At 37.3% G+C, this 20725-nt stretch carries 19 protein-coding genes and 1 riboswitch; of the genes, 13 read left to right on the forward strand and 6 right to left on the reverse strand.

The features are described 5' to 3' along the window. The first annotated feature begins 143 nt into the window (after positions 1 to 143). The 5 genes from C2I06_RS22820 to C2I06_RS22840 all read left to right on the forward strand — a co-directional run bounded on the left by C2I06_RS22820 (position 144) and on the right by C2I06_RS22840 (position 5766). A complete protein-coding gene (locus tag C2I06_RS22820) occupies positions 144 to 1127 on the forward strand; it encodes a ketoacyl-ACP synthase III (protein ID WP_095330874.1) in 984 nt (327 codons plus the stop codon). A gap of 243 nt (positions 1128 to 1370) precedes the next feature. Beyond that, on the forward strand, positions 1371 to 2585 hold the full coding sequence (locus C2I06_RS22825) for an MFS transporter (RefSeq protein ID WP_123258929.1): 1215 nt from the start codon (positions 1371 to 1373) through the stop codon (positions 2583 to 2585). A 127-nt stretch (positions 2586 to 2712) separates the two neighbouring features. After that, positions 2713 to 3756 carry an ArsR/SmtB family transcription factor gene (locus tag C2I06_RS22830; protein ID WP_095330878.1) on the forward strand — a complete coding sequence of 348 codons (1044 nt, stop codon included), beginning with the start codon at positions 2713 to 2715 and terminating at the stop codon, positions 3754 to 3756. 74 nt (positions 3757 to 3830) lie between these two features. Then, complete coding sequence (locus tag C2I06_RS22835; RefSeq protein ID WP_123258930.1) at positions 3831 to 4364, forward strand: hypothetical protein; 534 nt, start codon at positions 3831 to 3833, stop codon at positions 4362 to 4364. A gap of 133 nt (positions 4365 to 4497) precedes the next feature. Next, positions 4498 to 5766, forward strand: a complete 1269-nt coding sequence (locus tag C2I06_RS22840) for an MFS transporter (protein WP_123258931.1) — start codon at positions 4498 to 4500, stop codon at positions 5764 to 5766. Between the two features lie 50 nt (positions 5767 to 5816). On the opposite strand, the gene fabF is transcribed toward C2I06_RS22840, so the two are convergent. Beyond that, complete coding sequence (gene fabF / locus C2I06_RS22845; protein ID WP_095330884.1) at positions 5817 to 7049, reverse strand: beta-ketoacyl-ACP synthase II; 1233 nt, start codon at positions 7047 to 7049, stop codon at positions 5817 to 5819. A 106-nt stretch (positions 7050 to 7155) separates the two neighbouring features. On the opposite strand from fabF, the gene C2I06_RS22850 reads away from it, so the two are divergent. Next, the gene (locus tag C2I06_RS22850) at positions 7156 to 7989 is read left to right on the forward strand and encodes a helix-turn-helix transcriptional regulator (RefSeq protein ID WP_095330886.1); all 834 of its coding nucleotides are present in this window, start codon (positions 7156 to 7158) and stop codon (positions 7987 to 7989) included. Between the two features lie 42 nt (positions 7990 to 8031). On the opposite strand, the gene C2I06_RS22855 is transcribed toward C2I06_RS22850, so the two are convergent. Continuing rightward, positions 8032 to 8892, reverse strand: coding sequence for an SDR family oxidoreductase (locus C2I06_RS22855; protein WP_123258932.1), 861 nt, complete (start codon positions 8890 to 8892; stop codon positions 8032 to 8034). 172 nt (positions 8893 to 9064) lie between these two features. On the opposite strand from C2I06_RS22855, the gene C2I06_RS22860 reads away from it, so the two are divergent. Next, entirely contained in the window at positions 9065 to 9412 is a 348-nt protein-coding gene (locus C2I06_RS22860) for a winged helix-turn-helix transcriptional regulator (RefSeq protein WP_047941655.1), read from the forward strand. 31 nt (positions 9413 to 9443) lie between these two features. On the opposite strand, the gene C2I06_RS22865 is transcribed toward C2I06_RS22860, so the two are convergent. Both C2I06_RS22865 and C2I06_RS22870 read right to left on the reverse strand, forming a co-directional pair. Further along, positions 9444 to 10172 carry an amino acid ABC transporter ATP-binding protein gene (locus C2I06_RS22865; protein ID WP_095330890.1) on the reverse strand — a complete coding sequence of 243 codons (729 nt, stop codon included), beginning with the start codon at positions 10170 to 10172 and terminating at the stop codon, positions 9444 to 9446. Further along, positions 10159 to 11553, reverse strand: coding sequence for an amino acid ABC transporter substrate-binding protein/permease (locus C2I06_RS22870; protein ID WP_235850288.1), 1395 nt, complete (start codon positions 11551 to 11553; stop codon positions 10159 to 10161). Before C2I06_RS22870 ends, C2I06_RS22865 begins: the two co-directional genes overlap by 14 nt. Before the next feature lie 536 nt (positions 11554 to 12089). Here C2I06_RS22870 and abc-f point away from each other — a divergent pair. Then, positions 12090 to 13721 carry a ribosomal protection-like ABC-F family protein gene (gene abc-f / locus C2I06_RS22875; RefSeq protein ID WP_061800594.1) on the forward strand — a complete coding sequence of 544 codons (1632 nt, stop codon included), beginning with the start codon at positions 12090 to 12092 and terminating at the stop codon, positions 13719 to 13721. Positions 13722 to 13736: 15 nt separating this feature from the next. On the opposite strand, the gene C2I06_RS22880 is transcribed toward abc-f, so the two are convergent. After that, the gene (locus C2I06_RS22880) at positions 13737 to 13949 is read right to left on the reverse strand and encodes a DUF5316 family protein (RefSeq protein ID WP_061800598.1); all 213 of its coding nucleotides are present in this window, start codon (positions 13947 to 13949) and stop codon (positions 13737 to 13739) included. Between the two features lie 124 nt (positions 13950 to 14073). Between C2I06_RS22880 and C2I06_RS22885 the strand changes: the two genes are divergently transcribed. The 3 genes from C2I06_RS22885 to C2I06_RS22895 all read left to right on the forward strand — a co-directional run bounded on the left by C2I06_RS22885 (position 14074) and on the right by C2I06_RS22895 (position 17013). Beyond that, positions 14074 to 15039, forward strand: a complete 966-nt coding sequence (locus tag C2I06_RS22885; protein ID WP_123258933.1) for a S66 family peptidase — start codon at positions 14074 to 14076, stop codon at positions 15037 to 15039. 22 nt (positions 15040 to 15061) lie between these two features. After that, positions 15062 to 16123, forward strand: coding sequence for a UvrB/UvrC motif-containing protein (locus C2I06_RS22890; RefSeq protein ID WP_123258934.1), 1062 nt, complete (start codon positions 15062 to 15064; stop codon positions 16121 to 16123). Between the two features lie 65 nt (positions 16124 to 16188). Continuing rightward, complete coding sequence (locus tag C2I06_RS22895) at positions 16189 to 17013, forward strand: GNAT family N-acetyltransferase (RefSeq protein WP_061800605.1); 825 nt, start codon at positions 16189 to 16191, stop codon at positions 17011 to 17013. Between the two features lie 50 nt (positions 17014 to 17063). Here the strand turns inward: C2I06_RS22895 and C2I06_RS22900 are convergent, their stop codons facing one another. Beyond that, positions 17064 to 17600: a CueP family metal-binding protein gene (locus C2I06_RS22900; RefSeq protein ID WP_095330894.1), complete on the reverse strand. Its 537-nt coding sequence runs from the start codon at positions 17598 to 17600 to the stop codon at positions 17064 to 17066. A 254-nt stretch (positions 17601 to 17854) separates the two neighbouring features. Beyond that, a riboswitch (cyclic di-GMP riboswitch) is annotated at positions 17855 to 17940 on the forward strand. Between the two features lie 108 nt (positions 17941 to 18048). On the opposite strand from C2I06_RS22900, the gene C2I06_RS22905 reads away from it, so the two are divergent. Then, a complete protein-coding gene (locus tag C2I06_RS22905) occupies positions 18049 to 19020 on the forward strand; it encodes a sensor domain-containing diguanylate cyclase (protein ID WP_123258935.1) in 972 nt (323 codons plus the stop codon). A gap of 147 nt (positions 19021 to 19167) precedes the next feature. Continuing rightward, on the forward strand, positions 19168 to 20643 hold the full coding sequence (locus tag C2I06_RS22910; RefSeq protein WP_123258936.1) for a protein adenylyltransferase SelO: 1476 nt from the start codon (positions 19168 to 19170) through the stop codon (positions 20641 to 20643). The last annotated feature ends 82 nt before the right edge of the window (positions 20644 to 20725 follow it).

The following is a 20725-nucleotide window of genomic DNA, read 5'->3' on the forward strand; positions in this document are numbered from 1 at the left end:
GTAAAGCAAATACAAAGAAAAAACATATTCTAAAGAGAGATGAGCGAATATTTTTAAAGTAGAGAATAAAATTGCATAAAATTAGTACCAGGTAATAGTAATTGGTGTTAAAATAAAAATAAATGAATAATGAGGTGATGTGAATGTCAACTTCCAAAGCACGTATTACAGCGATTGGTTCATACGTTCCCGAACGTATTTTAACAAATAATGATTTAGAAAAAATGGTGGAAACAAATGATGAGTGGATTGTAAAGCGAACAGGTATTAAGGAAAGAAGAATTGCGGATGAGCAGGAATTTACAAGCGATCTTAGCTATAAAGCAGTCCTTGATTTAATGGAACGATACGATAAAACAGTTGATGATGTTGATTTAATCATTGTTTGTACGATGACTCCTGAATATAAAACACCGAGTGTGGCTTCCAGCCTGCAGGCTAAACTAGGAATAAAGAATACAGGAGCAATGGATTTAAATGCAGCCTGTGCAGGATTTACTTATGGATTATATGTAGCAAATGGACTGGTTACATCAGGACTAAATAAAAAAGTTTTGGTTGTAGGGGCGGAAACATTATCTAAAATTACAGACTTCACTGATCGTACAACATGTATTCTTTTTGGAGATGGAGCAGGGGCAGTAATGGTAGAGTATGATGAAACAAAACCAAGCTTTCTTTCTTCTCATATCGGATCAGAAGGAGAAGGGGGACAGCATTTATATTGCACCAGTCTAGCTACTCAAATGAATGGTGTTGACTTACAGGGAAATGGCTGTATTGTTCAAAATGGTAGAGAAGTCTATAAATGGGCTGTTAAAACAGTTACTAATGGGATGAAAATTGTTGCTGAAAGAGGAAATAGGACTTTAAATGAGATAGATTGGTTTGTCCCCCATAGTGCGAATTTAAGAATGCTAGAATCAATTTGCGAGAAAAGTAATTTTCCAATCGAACAAACTTTATATAGTTTAGTTAACTACGGAAATACCTCTTCTGGTACGATCCCATTGTCATTGGATATCGGAGTGAAAGAAGGGAAATTAAAACAAGGGGATCATGTATTACTATATGGCTTCGGCGGTGGTCTAGCACATGCTGGATTATTAATTAAATGGACGATTTAATAACAAGAAACGGTGGCTTATTAGAATCAAACGTTTGATTAATCAAAAAGCTTAATTACTTTAAAAACAAAAGCAAGAGTTATTCCTTTATGATAAGATGGATGTAACAAAATTTTAGAATACGCCTTATCCCCCTGGCTTATCTACTTAGAAGGAGTATGTATCAGAATGAACTGTCCAATTTAATAATCTCCGTTAATGAATGAATAACTTAATTATTTTTTAATTAGCGGGGGATAAAGCATGAAATTAAATAAGAACTTTACATTATTATTGAATGGGCAGTCTTTTGCCAATATAGGGGATGTCCTCTATATGGTGAGTATTATTAATTTGATCTATACCGTAAAGGGATCAGCAACAGCGGCATCATTTGTGCCGTTTACGATTACAACTAGTATGTTTGTCTCAAGTGTTTTAACACCACTTTTCGTGAGGAAAATTCGATTGAATCGGTTATTGGCAGGATCCCAAATAGGGAAGACCGGATTACTCTTACTATTGGGGTTTATCTTGCCAGGAATAACAGAAGCGAATTATTTTATCATTTTTATAGTTATAGGGCTTATTGCATTTCTTGATGGCTGTGCCAATCCAATCACAAGAACTTTAATTCCATACTATGTTAGACCGGAAAAATTAATGAAAGCAAACGGGATGGTAGAAACAGTGACACAGCTGATTCAGGCCGGAATGTGGTTTGTAGGAAGCATGTTTCTTCTTTTTTTAAGTCCGCAAAATCTTATTTGGTTTGTTGGCTGTTTATTTTTTATCTCGAGTTGTTTATTATGCCTTTTAGAAAATGTAGATGGGAAAACAATAGAGTCAGCGGGTAAACTAGAACAAATAAAAGCGGGCTGGAAAACACTATTTCATACACCGGTGTTAAGAAAAATGGCTTTAGTGGAATGTTTAGAAAGTCTCGCTGCAACGGTATGGATTGCAGCTGTTTTATATGTGTTTATTCAGGATGCGTTAAAGGTGGACCAACAGTGGTGGGGCTTTATGAATGGAACATTCTTTTTAGGATTAATTTTGGGAAGTCTCTATTGCATGAACTATTCTTCTTTTGTGGAAAGAAAATTAGGCGTGTTTTTAGTTGCGGGATCTTTTATAAGCTTTCTGCTAACGATTTTATTTAGTTTAAACAGTATTCCTATGCTTGCATTAGTTCTATCATTCGGTGTTGGTATTGTTACACAAATAAAAAATATACCACAGCAAACTGTTATTCAAACAAGCGTCCCCAAAGAGCAGCTATCAACCGTGTATACTTCTCTTGGAGCAATTGGTACAGGAATTTTCGGGATAGGCTCCTTATTGATGGGGTTACTGGCAGATTTATTAGGGGTAAGGATAGTCTTCCTTTTCTCAGGTGTTCTCCTTGCATTGGTCAGTATGATTATATATAAAAATAAATCTTTATTTCGTATTCAAAGCCACTTAGAAAAAGAATAAAAGTCATTTACTGGAAACTTGACCTTAACCAATAGGTCGAGTTTTTTTGAATGGTTGATTCTAAAAATGTTGAATTTATAATTCGGATAATTTAGAATAAAAGAAAATAGATGGAGGTGCTTTTCGAATGAAAGTATTTAGCACAACAGGTCGGAAACAAGAAACATATCAAGTTGAAATGAAATATTCTTTATTATGGGAATGTGCTTTGGGGATTGCTGCGATTACCAATGAACGTTTACTAGATTCATTAGATCAGCCGAAGAGTTATTGGGAAAATGTTCGAACAAACCTTTCTCAGAATTTACAAGCACAACTAGACTACGTAGAAGCGAATAATACATGGAAAGCATTGCTACAATTACTGCATCAACAGGATTTTTTGAGTCTTGACGTATTTACGGAATATATAAATAAACTAACGGAGAGACAATTAATCTATCAATGCATTCCGTTTTTAAGTGAAAGCTATCAACCTATTAGGGAGCATGCAGCTGATGGAAACAGAGAAGCGATAGAAAAGTTAAAAGAAGCTACAAAAGATAATCCTTTTTTTCCAACCTATATTTCTTTTATCTGCCAAGTTGATTCTCAGCAATTAAAACAGCATCTTATCACTGTGATGAGTGAATGGTATGAAGCAGTTATAGAACCAGATAGAGAAAAACTCACATCCATTTTACAAACAGATGTCTCCATAAAAGAAAAAATGAGACAGAAAATGGATCCAGAAGAATTTGTAGAATGGGCCACAGGAGGAATACGATATACACCCGAGCCGAGTGTTCATAAGGTATTACTCATTCCTCAATACATCTATCGTCCGTGGAATATTAAAGCAGATATAGAAGGGACAACAGTCTATTACTACCCGGTTTCCAATGAAAGTATTTCGCCGAACGATAAATATATGCCAAGTAACTTTTTAGTTTTAAAGCACAAGGCATTGGGCGATGAAGTTCGACTAAGAATGGTAAAACTATTATTTGAACAAAGTCGAACACTCCAAGACATAACAGAAAAATTAGAAATGGGAAAATCCACGATCCATCATCATTTAAAAATATTGAGATCAGCACAGCTAGTAGGAATAGAAGATGGAAAATATGTATTAAAAAGTAGTGCAATTACCTCGCTGGCAAAAGAATTAGAACAATATATTCAGCAATAAACGATTTGAAGGAGATTAAAGAGTGAAAGGAGGGATATCTAATCTAGATTAGGGAGGAGAATCAGCTTAAAGAGGTGTATATCAGCCAAAAGGAGAAGGGAATCAGCCAAACTAGGAAAATATCAGCCAAAGGGAGGGGGAAATCAGCCAAACTGGAGAAATATCAGCCAAAGCGGGGAGGGAATCAGCCAAACTGGAGAAATATCAGCCAAAGGGAGGAGGGAATCAGCCAAACTGGGAAAATATCAGCCAAAGGGAGGGGGAAATCAGCCAAACTGGGAAAATATCAGCCAAAGGGAGGAGAGAATCAGACAAACTGGAGAAATATCAGCCAAAGGGAGAAGGGAATCAGCCAAACAAGGAAAATATCAGCCAAAGGGAGGAGAGAATCAGCCAAACTGGAGAAATATCAGCCAAAGGGAGAAGGAAATCAGCCAAACTGGAGAAATATCAGCCAAAGGGAGAAGGGAATCAGCCAAACTAGAGAAATATCAGCCAAAGGGAGGAGGAAATCAGCCAAACTGGAGAAATATCAGCCAAAAGGAGAAGGGAATCAGCCAAACTGGAGGGTATATCAGCTAAAAGGAGAAGGGAATCAGCCAAACTAGAGGGTATATCAGCCAAAGGGAGGGGGAAATCAGCCAAACTGGAGAAATATCAGCCAAAGGGAGAAGGGAATCAGCCAAACAAGGAAAATATCAGCCAAAGTGGAGGGAAATCGGCCAAAGCATCTAAGATAAGATGCCAAATCACCAATCAACCGATCAAACCAAAGAAAGTGGTGTTCATTTGAATATTTTTCGCAATAAATCATTCACGACTATGTGGATTGGAAATGGGATATCGGAGTTAGCGGGAGCCTTTGGGACCTTTTGCAACTCGTTATTAATCTATGAAATTACTGGTTCAACTTGGGCTTTAGGCAGTATGTGGCTATTATATTTTCTGCCTTCTCTCATCCTTCAGCTTTTTATTGGTCCATACCTTGATCGTTGGAGTAGAAAATGGATGATGATTTTTGCTCTCTGGAGTAGAGGCATAATATTTCTTTTTCCTCTCATTGGGTTTGTATCAGACACATTAGTACCGTGGCATGTTTATATTGTTCAAATCATCATTGGATTAATAACTCCGATTTATTCTCCTGCTAATCAAGCCATACTGCCTAATCTTGTTTCCACAGAGCAATTAAGTAGTGCTAATGCCTATGTAGAAGGAATGGCCAGATTAATGACGTTCACAGCGCCAGTTTTTGCAGGGATTGTCATTGAATATATCGGAATTGGCAGTACTTTATTGTTTATTTGTACGGCGCTGATGCTTAGTGGATGTCTTTTGCTAGGTATTATGGAAGTAAGAGAAGAGAAAGTAGAAAGAAAAACGTGGGCAGTGGAATTTATGGAGGGGGTTCGCTACTTCTTTCAACAAAAAACGATTGTGTGGTTAGGGATTTTTTTAGCATTTGTTCAATTTGGGGTAGGGGTCACAATGGTGATTAATATTCCCTATATTAAAACAGTGCTAAATGGAAATAATGCCATGTATGGTTATTTTATGGCGGGTTTTCCTTTAGGATATATGTTTGGAACCTTACTTGTTGGCAAAATCAAATTCCAATCACGGAGACGCTTGATGCTAGGAGCACTATTAATAGGGGGAGTGACATACATTAATTTAGGAATAACAAGCTCACTCATTTCAGCCATCGCAACGGAAATAGTTGCTGGCATCACTATGGCATTTTTCAGCATACATAATATTACACTTTGTCAGCAAACCGTTCCCAATCATTTAATGGGCAAAATTATCTCGGTCCGATCCTTTATCATTCGAGCGATGATGCCGCTTGGTGTACTAGTAGGCGGAGCATTAAGTGAATTATGGGGAATCCGGCCTTTATACATTTTAATTGGAGCAATAATTACTACTGTATCTTTAGTGGGGCTATTGATTCCTTACTTTGCCTTTTTGGATAAAGAAAGCATCAATAAAAACAAGCTGGCTGCTTAATTAATTAAGAAAGACTAGGAAATGGAGTTCCTTTTTCCTAGTCTTTTCTATTAATATTTCTTTAACAAAATTGCTGAGTTATGACCGCCAAAGCCAAAGGAATTAGAGAGACCAATGGATATGTCGGCTTTTCTTGCTCCCTCTGGAACATAGTCTAAATCACAGTCTGGGTCTGGAGTTTCCAAATTAGTAGTTGGCGGGATAATCCCTTCTCTCAAGCTCTGTATTAAAGCAATTGCTTCCGCTCCACCAGCAGCACCAAGCATATGACCAAGCATGGACTTATTCGCCGTTACAGGAATTTTATAGGCGTCTTCTTCAAATAATTTCTTAATCGCTAATGTTTCCGAGAGATCGCCGACAGGCGTACTGGTTGCATGGGCGCTAATCACATCTACATCAGAAGGAGAAATATTTGCTTTAGTTAATGCCCGCTTCATAGCAAGATATGCTCCTCTTCCTTCTGGATGGGTAGCCACCATATGATGGGCATCTGAGCTTGCACCATATCCAATGATTTCAGCTAAAATGGGAGCATTACGCTTTATAGCATGTTCCAAGTCTTCCACTACTAAAATAGCTGCCCCTTCACTCATCACGAATCCATCTCGATTTTTATCAAAAGGTCTACTTGCTGAAGCAGGTTCGTCATTTCTTGTCGATAATGCTCTGGCATTCCCGAAGCTTGCTAAGGAAAGATTCGTAATTGCAGCCTCCGCTCCGCCCGCAACCATCACATCTGCATCACCATTTCGAATCGTATGAAAGGCTTCCCCAATCGATGTATTTCCAATGGAACAAGCTGTTACCGGAGAGAGGGAAGGACCTTGAGCTCCGAATTTAATACTAATTTGCGCTGCAGCTGCATTGGAAATCATCATCGGTACTAAGTTAGGACTGACTCGATTAGGACCTCTTTGATTCAATGTATTTACATTATCGATAAGGGTGGTCAAACCGCCGATTCCTGATCCTACATAAACACCCATTCGCTCTTTATCTATTGAATCTAAGTCTAACTGTGAATTTGTTAAGGCTTCTTCTGCAGCAGCTAACGCAAACTGGCTAAATCGGTCCAATTTTTTTGCTTCTTTTGCTCCCCATCTTTCATCTGGATGAAAGTCAGTTACTACTCCAGCTATTCTTGTTTTGGAATTAGATACATCTAAATGGTCGATAGAAAGGATTCCCGATTCACCCTTTAAGAGGTTCTGCCAATATTCATCCACGTTATTTCCTAACGGTGAAATAATTCCCATTCCAGTGACAACAACTCTTTTCACGATTTTTCCCCCATTCCTTTTTTCTTTATTGTATCCTTTTCTTATCCTATTACAAGTTGTAGTTTATACTAGTATAAATAGTACTAGCTTAAAAAGGAGAATGGATATGAATAGAGATATAAGGCTAGAAGCACTCTCGGAATTTTTGAAAACAAAGCGCTCTAAGATACAGCCGCAAATGGTTGGACTCCCAGCTGGAACGAGAAGAAGAACAGCAGGACTCCGCCGTGAGGAAGTGGCACAATTAGCTGGAGTAAGCACTACCTGGTATACCTGGCTAGAGCAAGGTAGAGATATTAAAGTGTCTATCTCTGTTCTCGAAGCAGTAGCAGATGCGCTGCAATTAAATTCGGATGAGCGAAAATATGTATATGGATTAGCGTTTGAGGAGGGAAATTCTTTTTTTCCTAAAGAGGCGGAAGAAGACATGATGACTCCAGCCTTAGAAAGAATTTTAAAGGAACTTCGCTACTGTCCAACTATTATAACGGATCGCCGTTCTTTTATCGTCGGCTGGAATGAAGCCGCCAAGCAAGTATTCCTAGACTTTGAAAAAATCCCATCGGAAAAAAGAAATCTCATCGAATTGCTTTTTTCCAGAAAAGAACTAAGAGCATTGGCAGTCAATTGGGAGGACTTTGTAAAAGGATTTATTTCCATCTTTCGCACTTATTTAGGACAATATATGGCCGATGAGTGGTATCAAGAATTTATCGAAGACATGAAAAAGAACTATCCAGACTTTAATAGGATGTGGAATGAAAGTGAAGTAAGTTCTGCTCCTGAGGTATTAATTGAATTTCGCCATTCCAAGGCAGGAAAAATGATTTATAATTTAACCTCCTTACAAGTTCATGGCGCAAATGATTTAAGATGTAGTATTTATACGCCTGTTGATGGAACAGGGACGGAGGAGAAGATTAAGCATTTGATGAAATGAAAGAAGGGACACAGTCGATTTTTGTGTCCCCTTTCCTGTTTATTAAGAATTAGAAATAAGCTTTCTAACTCCATCCACTACAGGTGTTTCCGAACGGCCCAGCAATTTTTCAAAATCATTGCTTTCAATGTCTAAAGTACCTTCGCGAATATCCTTTTGAATTGCTACAAGCATAGGAACAACAAAATCTGGTATGCCAGCTTGTGTCATTATTTCTGCATATTTACTGTCATCTACATGTTGGACAGGTACTTCTTTTCCAATCACCTGGCTAACAGCAGCAGCGATCTCTTCTTGTGATAAAGGTTTGCCAGAAAGTTCATAAATCGTATTTTCATGTCCTTCACTGGCTAGCACTTCTGCTGCAGCTTCTGCATAGTCCTGCTGTAGAGCCCAGCCGACCTTTCCGCTGCCAGCAGAGGTAACCCACGGTGCTCCACCTTGAACTCCTTGAATAGTAGAAAGCTCATTCTCTAGGTACCAGTTATTACGTAAGAAGGAATAAGGGATACCTGTTTTTTGAATAGCAATCTCTGTTGCTTTATGAACTTCAGCAAGGAAGTTAGTGCTTTTCTGTGCATTCGCAATACTTGTATATGCGATAAAGGAAACACCAGCGTTTTTAGCAGCATTGACAGCATTATTGTGTTGGCGAATTCTAGTTTCTGTATCTCCATCTGCTGAAATAATTAATAGGCGATCGATTCCTTTGAAGGCTGCTGCTAAAGTTTCTGGCTGATCGAAATCTCCATGGCGAACATCTACGCCTTTTGCGCGTAAATCCTCTGCTTTTTCTGGATTGCGTACACTGACAGCAAGCTGATCAGCAGGTACTTTTGCTAATAAAACATTTGCGATTTTAGATCCAAGTTTACCAGTAGCGCCTGTTACTAATAGTTTCATTTGAAATTCCCTCCAATTAATGTTTTTCTTTCATTATAACCCAACGACTTTAACAAGATGTGTTGTTGGATATCCAATATAGGTATATAGTATATTCATAGTAAAAAAAATGAAAGTAGTTATTTTTTTATAACATAGTCACATAAATAGTACCATGGGAAGGAGAGAGAAAATGGCACGTTTTTTTGTTCAAAATGAATCTGTCTCAATCGATGAGGAGGGTTTTTGTCCTGTAACTTATACACAAAATTTAACGGCGGGAAGATGGAAGATTATTATCTTATGGCATTTAAGTCAGGGGACAAAACGGTTTAATGAATTGCAAAGACTATTGCCTGGCATATCAAAAGGGATTTTAACAAGGCAGTTAAGAGAATTAGAAGCAGATCAAATGGTGCACAGAGAAGTTTATAAAGAAGTGCCTCCCAAAGTGGAATATTCCTTAACAGAAAAGGGAGTTAGCTTTATTCCTATTCTTGATTTAATGGGAGAGTGGGGGAAAAAGCATTTTAAGGAATAAAAATGGGGACAAATAATTGTCCCCATTAGCTTTACAATACTTTATTCAAGAAATCTTTTGTACGCTCATTTTGTGGGTTTCCAAAAATCTCTTGTGGTGTGCCCTCTTCCACGATATAGCCATTATCCATGAAGATTACGCGATCTGCTACTTCTCTAGCGAAGCCCATCTCATGTGTAACAATTACCATCGTCATTCCTTCTTGAGCTAATTGCTTAATAACGTTTAATACTTCTCCGACCATTTCAGGATCAAGTGCACTTGTTGGCTCATCGAACAGCATAATATCAGGGTTCATCGCAAGGGCGCGTGCAATGGCAACCCTTTGCTTTTGACCGCCAGACAATTTAGAAGGATTTTCATTAGCTTTATCCTTTAAGCCGACACGGTCTAATAGTTGTAAGGCTTTTTCCTTTGCTTGCTGTGGCGTTGCTTTTTTCAAATCAACTGGAGCAAGGGTGATATTTTCCAAAACCGTTAGATGTGGGAAAAGATTGAAATGCTGAAACACCATTCCGATATTTTCTCTGATTTTGTTAATATCATTTTTTTTATCCGTTAATTTAAAGTCATTTACAACAACTTCGCCACTTGTAACTTCTTCTAACATATTTAAACAGCGAAGAAGGGTACTTTTTCCGGAGCCAGAAGGACCGATTAAACAAACAACTTCGCCCTCTGTTACCTGTAAATCAATCGATTTTAAAACTTCAAGATTACCATATGATTTTTTCAGATTCGTCACATTAAGCTTGGCCATTTTTAATCCTTCTTTCTAATCGATTTGATACTTTTGTTAGAATCATAATGACGATAAAGTACATAATTCCGACGATTAGCCACATTTGGAATGATTCTAAGTTTCTTGCAATAATAATTTTTCCGCTTTGTGTCAATTCGTTAATACCGATAATGGAAAGAATAGACGTATCTTTTAGTGTAATAACAAATTGGTTAATAAATGCTGGAATCATTAATTGGATAGCCTGTGGAAGCACTACCTTTCTCATTGCTTTTCCATAAGGAAGTCCTAAACTGCGCGCAGCCTCCATCTGCCCTTTATCAACGGATTGAATTCCTCCGCGAACAATTTCAGCCATATAAGCACCAGCGTTTAAACTTAATGTAATAAGACCGGCAGCAACTGCTGTAATTCGGAAGTCAAGAGCTGCTGGAATTCCGAAGTAAATAAAGAATGCTTGGACAATTAATGGTGTTCCTCGGAAAATATCAATGTATATACCAGCAATTGTTCGTAAAACTTTACTTTTTGCAATACGTAATAGTCCAAAGATAATTCCTAGTACAGTTGCAATTAATAGAGAAACGACTGTTAAGATAAGTGTCATTTTTAAACCAGATAATAAGCTTGGGAAGCTCTCTTTTAATAAACCAAAAAAGCCACTCTTAGCTTCTTCATCTGATCCAGTTTCTAAGTATTTATCTAATATTTCTTGATATTCTCCAGATGCCTTTAGATTGGCTAATCCAGTGTTGAACATTTCAAGAAGCTCTGTATTTTGTCCTTTGGAAACAGCGAATCCATAAGAGGCTCCTGCTTCTTTATCTGTTACACTTTTTAAGCCATTTCCTTGCTTGATTCCATATGCTAATACTGGATAATCATCAAATACAGCCACGGAATTTCCAGTTCTTACTTCCTCGTACATATTAGCAGAATCATCGAATGTTACGATGGAAAAACCATATTTGTCTTTGATGCTTTCTGCAAAGCTTGCACCCTCTGTTCCTGTTTTAACAGCAACCTTTTGACCTTTCAAGTCTTTATAGGAGGAGACTTTATCATTATCGCTGTCGACGGCCATAATGATACCAGAATCAAAATAGGGTTCCGAGAAATCAAATTTCATTTGTCGTTCTTCTGTTATGCTCATCCCGGCAATAACAGCATCCACTTGTTTTGATTCAAGTGCTTGAACAGCTGCGTTAAATCCAAGTGGCTTCATTTCATATTTGAAACCTTGATCTTTCGCAATAGCAGCCATTAAATCCATATCGATTCCGACGAAGTCGCCATTTACATCCTGAAATTCAAATGGTGCAAATGTAATATCTGTTGCAATCTGATATACTTTCTCCTTTGCTTCTGCTTTTGATATAGGAGAAATAATATTCAGCATAGTTAAGATAACTACGAAGAATAAAACTAATTTAGACATCCTTTTCTTTTCTTTCATTCGTGCAACTCCTTTTCGTTTTTCTTAAGGTTATAAAGTTCTGGTATAACATGTTAGATTACCTAACAAAACATAATTAAAATAATACTAAACAATTTTGATCTTGTACAGATAGGAATATTAAGAGAAAATTTACCAATTATTTTTAAGACGCTGGATTCCTTAAGGGCAAGTATGTTATACTACAGTTACTTATAACGAAAGGGATGATGGGTGAACGATGAAGAACTAATCTTATTTTTCCAAAATTTGAATGAAATACATTTCAAATGGAACAAAAAATAGGATTAGTCTGCCCATTTCCATAAATCGCTTTTTCAAGCATATCTCTAATGGTATGTGCACAATGATTGGTCGATATGCACGCTTTTTGTATATCGGTTATGTATGGTGTGAATGAGCAAATAATTAGGTACGGCTAATCCTTCCAGAGAAAATTTGGGAGGATTTTTTTCTCCCTTCTGAAAGGGATTGATAATATGAAAGAACTCTTAAAGTTAATCAATATCGGATATGAAGTGCTCGATACAACTATTTTTACAAATATAAATGCAAGTGTACAGCAAGGAGAAGTTATTGGGATTATTGGCAAAAATGGTGCAGGCAAATCGACTTTACTGCAGTTAATAAATAAAGAAATTGTCCCTACAGATGGACATATTAAGTGGGTAAAGGAAGACTTATCGGTTAAAATGGTTGAACAGGAGACCGAAAATTATGACTTAGAGAAAGAAACTTTTTTGGAATCGAAGCTATTAGAGAAATGGCAGGTGCCGACAAAGGACTTCCGAGTAATGAGTGGCGGGGAAAAATTAAAAGCACGTCTTGGTAAAGGCTTTGCCCATGATGCTGATTTATTGCTATTAGATGAACCAACCAACCACTTAGATGAACAAAGTATGGCACTGCTTCATGAACTAATAACAGCATATAAAGGAACCATTATTATCGTTTCTCATGACCGCTATTTCTTGGATAAAGTTACGACGAAAATCTGGTCGCTTGAAAATAAACAGCTTATCGAACATAAAGGGAATTATACAAGCTATATGGAGGCACGCGAGCAAAAGAGATTAACCCAGCAGCGGGAGTATGATAAACAGCAGAAGAAGATTAAACAAGTGGAAGGACAAATGAAGGAGCTCACCTCTTGGTCTCAGAAAGCACATGCCCAATCAACAAAACAAGAATTCCCAAAAGAATATTATCGCACAAAGGCCAAACGAATGGATGCTCAAGTCAAATCAAAGCAAAAACGTTTAGAAAAAGAGCTGGAAAAAAATAAAGTGGAACGTTTAGACGAAGAGTATACGGTAGCTTTTTCGATTGAAGCGAATAAAAAGAAGGGGAAACGCTTTTTGGAAATTAAAGATTTATCCAAAGCATTTGACTCTAAAATGTTGTTTGAAAAGGTGAATATAACGATTCAGCATGGGGAAAAGGTTGCGATTATGGGACCTAACGGAAGTGGGAAAACAACCTTATTAAACATTATTTTAGGAAAAGAAAAGGCCAATGGAGAAGTCTGGATTTCACCGACAGCCACTATCGGCTATCTAACACAGGAAGTATTCGATCTTCCTTTAGAGGAAACACCAGAACAGCTATTCTTTAAAGAAACATTTAAAGAAAGAGGAAAAGTACAAACACTGATGAAACATTTAGGGTTTATGGCGTCTCAATGGAAGGAACCAATAAAAAGTATGAGCATGGGAGAACGGGTAAAATGCAAATTAATGGCTTATATTTTAGAAGAAAAAGATGTGCTCATACTCGATGAACCAACCAACCATCTTGATTTACCTTCCCGAGAGCAATTAGAAAAAACGCTATCCCAGTATAATGGAACACTTATTATTGTTTCCCATGACCGTTATTTCCTAGAGCAAACAACGTCAAGTAAGCTAATCATAGGTAATGGAACGGTTCAAAGGCAATGGACAGAGTCTCCAAAACGGGATAGAGATAATAAAGAAGAATTACGGCTAAAACTGGAGACAGAAAGACAAGAAGTGTTAGGAAAATTAAGCTTTATGACACCAAAGGATAAGGAATATGCGGAATTAGATAGAAAGTTTCTGGAATTAACGAAGCAAATGAAGGAGCTATAGGGGGTTATTCCCCTTTTAATTTGTAAAATAATTAATTATTCCAGCTATTGCTAATGAGACTACACCAATTAGAAAGGCTATCATGGATATTTTTATGTTTAATGCGCGATCTTCTTTTGTTTCTGTGAAATGGTGGTTTCTGTGCTGCCTGCCATCTGGCCACGCTCCGATCATTGTCACCGCGATGAAGATCGAGATGATACCGATGATGAAAAAAAACACAAACATAGATATTCCTCCTTTTTAAACAAGAAGTAATTTTCTTGTTTAAAATATACGTTTGATCCAACTTGAAAGTTACAGAAATATAAGATTATTTATGCTTTAATAAGAAGAAAGAGGAGGAACAGACATGAGAATACCTGCTAAGCTACAAAAGGGCGATGAAATTAGAGTAATTGCCCCTAGTCGAAGTGCAGCAATTTTATCAGAAGAGGGAATAGAGCAAGCAAAGAAAAGATTAGAGAATCTTGGCTTTGTTGTGACGTTTGGGAAGCATATTTTTGAATCTGACTTACAATTCTCCTCCACGATTGAGCATCGGGTGGAGGATATTCATGATGCTTTTCGGGATCAAAATGTAAAAGGAATATTAACGGTCATTGGCGGATTTAACAGCAATGAGCTGTTGCCTTATTTAGATTTTGATTTAATAAAAGCTAACCCTAAGATGCTTTGTGGGTATAGTGATATAACCGCTTTAGCAACTGCGATTACAACCAAGGCTGATTTTATTACCTATTCTGGTCCACACTTTTCTAGCTTCCAAATGGAAAAGCTACAGGAATACCAAACAGAATATTTCCGGAAATGCTTGATGGAAACTAGTGCGTTTATCATAGAGCCTTCTGATGTGTGGACAGATGATCCGTGGTATTTGGATCAAGAAAATCGCCGATATGAACCTGGAGGCTGGAGGGTATACCAAGAGGGAAGTGCAAAAGGGCAATTGTTTGGTGGTAATCTATGTACCTTAAATTTACTGCAGGGAACAGAATATATGCCTAATCTTAAAGACGGCATTCTATTTGTAGAAGATGATGAATTAACCATTCCAGAAACATTCGCAAGAGATTTAACCTCTTTGTTGCAGACAGCAGGAATAATTAAAGCATTAGTAATTGGGAGATTTCAGCGAGCTTCGAAAATGACAGAAGAGCAGCTTTTGTTTATTTTAGATAAACATCCTCTTTTGCAGCAAATCCCTGTATTATATGATGTGGATTTTGGTCATATCCAACCATTCTTTACTTTTCCCATTGGGGGAGAAGTAGAGATTGATACAAAGAACTATGGAATTAAAATGACTACTTTTTAAATGGTTCAGTGGAGGAATAGACTTGGAGCTTAAAGAAAAGATAAAAAATCTGCCCGCATCTCCAGGGGTATATTTGATGAAGGATTCCTCTGGACAAATCATTTACGTTGGCAAATCCAAAAGATTAAAAAATAGAGTTTCTTCTTATTTTCAGTATTCGAAAAATCGGATTGGTAAAGTAGAAAAATTAGTGAAGCATATAAAGGATTTTGACTTTATTGTCACAGACACGGAGTTTGAGGCATTAATGCTGGAATGTAAGTTAATAAAAGAGATCCAGCCCATGTACAATCGGATGATGAAAGCGACAAAGGCATACAACTACATCATATTCCGATACCAGAAGGGCAGCTACCGTTTGGAGATTGTAAATGAATTGGAGAAGGAAGATATTCATTATTATTTTGGTCCTTTCACTAGTAAAAGAACAGTAGAAAATGCGATAAAAGGAATCAAATCATTTTATAAAATAGATTGTTCCAATACGACAAACAGTACTAGTCCCTGTCTCAATTATACAATCGGAAAGTGTATAGGGATTTGCTTCAATCCAATAGCTGAAGAAACGTATCAACAAATTATCCATCGTCTTATCTCTTTATTTAAAAAAAAGGATACTAGAATACTAGAAGAGATGTCCGCTGAAATGAATGAAGCTTCTAGTAATTTTGAGTTTGAGAAAGCAGCGGAAATAAGAGATACCATTGCCAAAATAAAGACGATTCTGCAAACAGAAACAGTAATAAATTTTATGGTAGATACTCGTCTTTTTCTAGCAGTCGAGTACTTAGATAATGGCCGGATAAAGCTCTTTCTGATTAGACGAAATCAAATTTTATACCGGCAAATATATGAAGCAAATCATTTTGATATGCAAGTGGTGAAGAGGCAGATTTGCACATATCTTTCAAGAAAGAATCTGTTTATTGGCACTTTAGATAAAGCAGAAATAGACGAAGCTTATATTATTTACAACTATTTAAACAGCGGCAATTGTCAGTATGTTGTCATAGAGGGCGAATGGCAGGGAAATAGAGAATGTGGTAATTTGGAAAACAGTCTCAGGAAAATCCTTCCCTATTAAAAAGAGATTCTTCGAGAAATACAGATAAAAATGCAGTGATATCCTAAAATAGAGGAGAAATCAATATGCTGTCAAAAGAACAAATTGCTGAAATTAGAGAGCTTAAGGATATTTGTGAGAAAGAAGAAGGTTTTGAGTTAAAGCTTAACTTTGATATGCTCGAAAATCGAAATGGAGAAAAGAAAGAGGACTTTTTTTATTATGTAGACGGCAAACTAGTTGGCTTTTTAGGGAGCTACTATTTTGGCAAAAAAGTTGAGTTGTGTGGTATGGTTCATCCACATTTTCGCCGGAACGGGATTTTTACAGCTTTGCTGGAAGAAGGCTTAGAAACAGCAAGACAGAGAGAAGCTACGAGTATATTATTGAATGCTCCTGCTGCATCGCAGAGTGCAAAAGTATTTCTAGAGAAGCTACCATGTTCCTATGCCTTTTCGGAACATCAAATGAAATGGCATAAGGAAGATTTAATAGAGGATGCTGCGATTTCTTTAAGACCATATGATTATGATCAGGATAAAGAAATAGAAATAGAGCTTGATGTTTTAGGCTTTGGTATAGCTGAGGAGGATGCTCGAGATTACGTTAACACCATAACGGAGCAGGCTGGTGATAAACGCATGATTATTGAGGTAGATGGAAAAACAGCGGGGAAAATCAGAGTTTCTGAAACCGATGGAGAAGCATGGATTTACGGGTTCGTTGTTGTTCCAGAGCTTCGCGGAAAAGGAATTGGCAGAAGGGCATTATCCAAAGTGGTAAAAATGGAAAAGGAAAAAGGCCTTTCTATCTTTTTAGAAGTAGAAGCAAAAAATGCTCGAGCGCTTAAACTTTATGAGTCTTGTGGATTTCGAAGCTATCATTCTCAGGACTATTATGAATATAAATAACTCTTTTGACAGAAGGTATCTAAATGTAGTCATTAAGATACCTTCTATCCTTATATCAAAGGAAGAGCAGTAATACATGTATTATCATCCTTAAAAGTAGCGAGATCCGATTTGGCTGTTTTGCCATTATAGGAGATGGTTAATTTTAAATCTTTATTGCGTGGAAGCCATAAATCGATAAACCCGTTTTGCTGAGAAGTTATAAGTTCATCTACATAAACATTCCCCACGTCATCTTCAATAAGTACCGCGAATTCCTTATTTGCCAATTCCCCGCGGCACCCTGTTAAATTATGGATAGCACAAGGGTGAGTATCTACTAAGTAAGGAGCAACAGAAACAAAAAATTCCTCCTTGGGCAAGCGATAGAGATGCTCTTCGTTGTCGAGAGTATTCACTGTTAATGTATCAGAGGTAATGGAAGCGGCAGCTGCTGACTTCTTCCCGGAACTAAAATCTTGAACAAGTTGTTTGAGATCGCTATCGTCCATTTTTTCATAGCGGTTATTTTGGGTAATAATTAAAAGAATCGTTACAGCAAATAGTATGGTAATAAATATCGGAATGATAAGTTTAGTTTTTTTCATATTAATCGCATTCTCCCTTTCAAGTTTGACTGCTTATGTATAAAGATAACAAAAAAGAGCAAAAAATTATGAAAGAAAAATGGAGATTTTGTGAATTTTTTTTATTTAATCGATTTCTTTTTCATTTTTCAGAAGTTTGGTAAAAATTGTGAGAAAAGTCCTTTCTTTCTCTTGTATATCTGTCTATTTTCCTATAAAATTTGTAATAGAAACTAGAAAAAGGAAATAGAGTATTTCATTATTTAAATATAATAAAATGATAAAGGCAAATTCATCGAAAGGTGAAGACGCAAAGCTATAGGGACTAAGATCGTGGAGATTAAGTCAGCCAGTTACCGATTTATCTTGATAAAGAAGGGCTAATCGGTCGAAGATTAGCTTTTTTCTATTATTTGGATAGCTGTAATATGTCGATGATAGTCTCACTAATGGTAAGGTGAGGAGAAAAATGGGGATATTATATTTTTGCTGCGGAGTAATGATAGGTATTTTCTTTTGGAAAAAAAATGATAAGCGTAAATATAATAAGTGGAAAGCGAAAGTAGAAAAAGAAGACATTATGTTTCGACTAGTGGAAAGCTCAAAGGACATCGTTTATCGATATGAAGTGAAACCGCAAATGAGACATTCGTATATTAGTCCTTCCGCCGATGCTGTATTAGGAGATGGCATGGTCAAGGAATTTTATCGGAATCCGTATGCCCCTTTAGAAATGATTTATCCCGATGATTATCACATTATGTACAAAAAACTTCATGGTGCAATTGATTATAGTCAGCCATTGGTTCAACGAATGAGATGTTCAGACGGTTCTTATAAATGGTTTGAGGAATATGCGACGCCTATTTATGAGCATGGAGAGCTTGTAGCGATTCATGGAATCATTCGTAATATCGACGAGAAAGTAAGACTACGAGAGAATTTAGAGCATCAGCTGATCCATGATGCATTGACAGAAGTATATAATCGCTTTTACTTTGAACAAAAGATGGAAGAATTTGATACGAAAATAGATGAAGTAATTGCCATTATCCTATGTGATTTAGATGAACTAAAACAAGTTAATGATAAGTACGGTCATAAACAAGGCGATGATTTAATTAAAGCAGCTGGAAAATTATTAAATACTTTTTCTTCTCCTTATATTACGGTCTCGAGAATCGGCGGGGATGAATTTGTCTTGTTAATTCAAGGAATGCAGCAAGAAGAAATAGAAGAGTTATATAAGAGGATGACGATGGGATTAAGCGATAAGGGAAAATGCGTAGAAGAAAACATGGTGAGAATGTCGATTGGCTACGCATTTGGTCAAAGCTCTCTTGGAAGAATGACAGCCTTATTTACAGAAGCAGATAATCATATGTATCAAAATAAAGTTCAGAAGAAAAAGAAAAATCACAATAAAGTATTGGCAGAATAACTTGTTTTGCAGCACAGGGAAGACAGCTTTCAACTAAAGGAAGCTGTTTTCTTTATATAGAATTGTTTTTTGCAAAGTGTTATTGCATGTTCTTCACGGTGAAAAGGGTATAATAGAAATATCAAAAAGGAATGGAAGGGAGCTAATATGAGTAATAAAGAGACAAAAACAGATGTTGGCTGGAATTTTGATAATAGTTATGCTCGTCTTCCCGAAACATTTTATTCTAAGATGACAGTAAATCCAGTCAGTTCCCCAAGTTTAGTGAAGCTTAATGAGGATTTGGCTAAGACACTTGGATTAAATGGGGAGCAATTGCAGCGCCCTGAGATAATACAAGTATTAAGCGGGAATGAGGTTCCAGAAGGAGGCTTTCCTCTTGCGCAAGCATATGCAGGCCATCAATTTGGCCACCCGACCATGCTAGGCGATGGAAGGGCGATGTTAATCGGAGAGCAGATTACCCCATCAGGCGAACGATTCGATATCCAATTAAAAGGCTCTGGCCGAACTCCCTATTCGCGCGGTGGCGACGGAAGAGCAGCGCTTAAGCCGATGCTAAGGGAGTATATCATTAGTGAAGCGATGCATGGACTAGGGATTCCGACTACTAGAAGCTTAGCGGTTGTTGATACAGGTGAGAAGATTGTCCGGGAAACGAGTTTGCCAGGAGCGATTTTAACAAGAGTGGCAGCAAGCCATCTTCGCGTAGGAACATTTCAATATGCAGCTGCTCTTGAGTCAAAGCAGGAACTTAAAGCACTTGCGGATTATGCTATGGAACGGCATTTCCCAACAATTAAGAAAGATGGGAATCCGTATGTTGAAATGTTTAGAGAAGTAATGAAGCGGCAGGCTGCATTAATTGCTAAATGGCAATTAGTTGGTTTTATCCATGGTGTTATGAACACAGATAATATGACGATTAGTGGCGAGACGATTGACTATGGACCATGTGCGTTTATGGATAGCTTCCATTTAGATACTGTTTTTAGCTCGATTGATGTTCAAGGTCGGTATGCCTATGGAAATCAGCCGAAAATAGCGGGGTGGAATCTGGCTAGGTTTGCAGAAAGCCTGTTGCCATTATTCCATGATGATACGGAAAAAGCAGTGGAACTTGCGCAAGCACAATTAGATCAATTTAATCCTTTATATCAGCAGCATTGGCTTGATGGAATGAGAGGAAAATTAGGATTAGTGGCAGCGGAAGAAGAAAAAGATGCTAAGCTAATAGAGAAGCTCCTTGGCATTATGCAAAATAATCGGGCGGACTATACAGATACTTTCCGTGCTTTAACGATAGGGGAAGTAGAACGAATAGAACTAAATAAAAATCAAGCATTTAGCGAATGGCATAAAGCTTGGAAGGAAAGAATTGCAGGACAAGAAGGGGGAGAAGTGGCTGCTCGTGAACGAATGAAAAAACATAATCCGGTCGTAATCCCTCGCAATCATCGTGTCGAAGCAGCACTTGATGCTGCAGAAGGCGGAGATTTAAGTGTAATGGAGGAATTATTACAAATGCTATCTAACCCGTATGCATATACACAAGCACAAATGGAGTACGGCATAGCTCCAGTGAAGATTAACCCTGCTTATAAAACGTATTGCGGAACATGATGATTTTAATAGGGCATAGATAACAATCGAAGGTTCTTTGTTTCTTTTTAGAAACGAGGAACTTTTTTTATTATTTTCGAGT

It is taken from the genome of Niallia circulans, assembly GCF_003726095.1.
Taxonomy (GTDB): Bacteria; Bacillota; Bacilli; order Bacillales; family Cytobacillaceae; genus Niallia; species Niallia circulans_A.

Excerpts from the sequence above, each read along its gene's own strand:
- C2I06_RS22905 (WP_123258935.1), top strand. The coding sequence starts at position 18,049 with ATGGGGATATTATATTTTTGCTGCGGAGTAATGATAGGTATTTTCTTT.
- C2I06_RS22865 (WP_095330890.1), bottom strand. The coding sequence starts at position 10,172 with ATGGCCAAGCTTAATGTGACGAATCTGAAAAAATCATATGGTAATCTT.
- C2I06_RS22840 (WP_123258931.1), top strand. The coding sequence starts at position 4,498 with ATGCCAAATCACCAATCAACCGATCAAACCAAAGAAAGTGGTGTTCAT.
- C2I06_RS22900 (WP_095330894.1), bottom strand. The coding sequence starts at position 17,600 with ATGAAAAAAACTAAACTTATCATTCCGATATTTATTACCATACTATTT.
- C2I06_RS22820 (WP_095330874.1), top strand. The coding sequence starts at position 144 with ATGTCAACTTCCAAAGCACGTATTACAGCGATTGGTTCATACGTTCCC.
- C2I06_RS22880 (WP_061800598.1), bottom strand. The coding sequence starts at position 13,949 with ATGTTTGTGTTTTTTTTCATCATCGGTATCATCTCGATCTTCATCGCG.
- C2I06_RS22860 (WP_047941655.1), top strand. The coding sequence starts at position 9,065 with ATGGCACGTTTTTTTGTTCAAAATGAATCTGTCTCAATCGATGAGGAG.
- C2I06_RS22850 (WP_095330886.1), top strand. The coding sequence starts at position 7,156 with ATGAATAGAGATATAAGGCTAGAAGCACTCTCGGAATTTTTGAAAACA.
- C2I06_RS22910 (WP_123258936.1), top strand. The coding sequence starts at position 19,168 with ATGAGTAATAAAGAGACAAAAACAGATGTTGGCTGGAATTTTGATAAT.
- C2I06_RS22830 (WP_095330878.1), top strand. The coding sequence starts at position 2,713 with ATGAAAGTATTTAGCACAACAGGTCGGAAACAAGAAACATATCAAGTT.
- C2I06_RS22825 (WP_123258929.1), top strand. The coding sequence starts at position 1,371 with ATGAAATTAAATAAGAACTTTACATTATTATTGAATGGGCAGTCTTTT.
- C2I06_RS22870 (WP_235850288.1), bottom strand. The coding sequence starts at position 11,553 with ATGCTGAATATTATTTCTCCTATATCAAAAGCAGAAGCAAAGGAGAAA.
- C2I06_RS22895 (WP_061800605.1), top strand. The coding sequence starts at position 16,189 with ATGCTGTCAAAAGAACAAATTGCTGAAATTAGAGAGCTTAAGGATATT.
- abc-f (WP_061800594.1), top strand. The coding sequence starts at position 12,090 with ATGAAAGAACTCTTAAAGTTAATCAATATCGGATATGAAGTGCTCGAT.
- C2I06_RS22885 (WP_123258933.1), top strand. The coding sequence starts at position 14,074 with ATGAGAATACCTGCTAAGCTACAAAAGGGCGATGAAATTAGAGTAATT.
- C2I06_RS22855 (WP_123258932.1), bottom strand. The coding sequence starts at position 8,892 with ATGAAACTATTAGTAACAGGCGCTACTGGTAAACTTGGATCTAAAATC.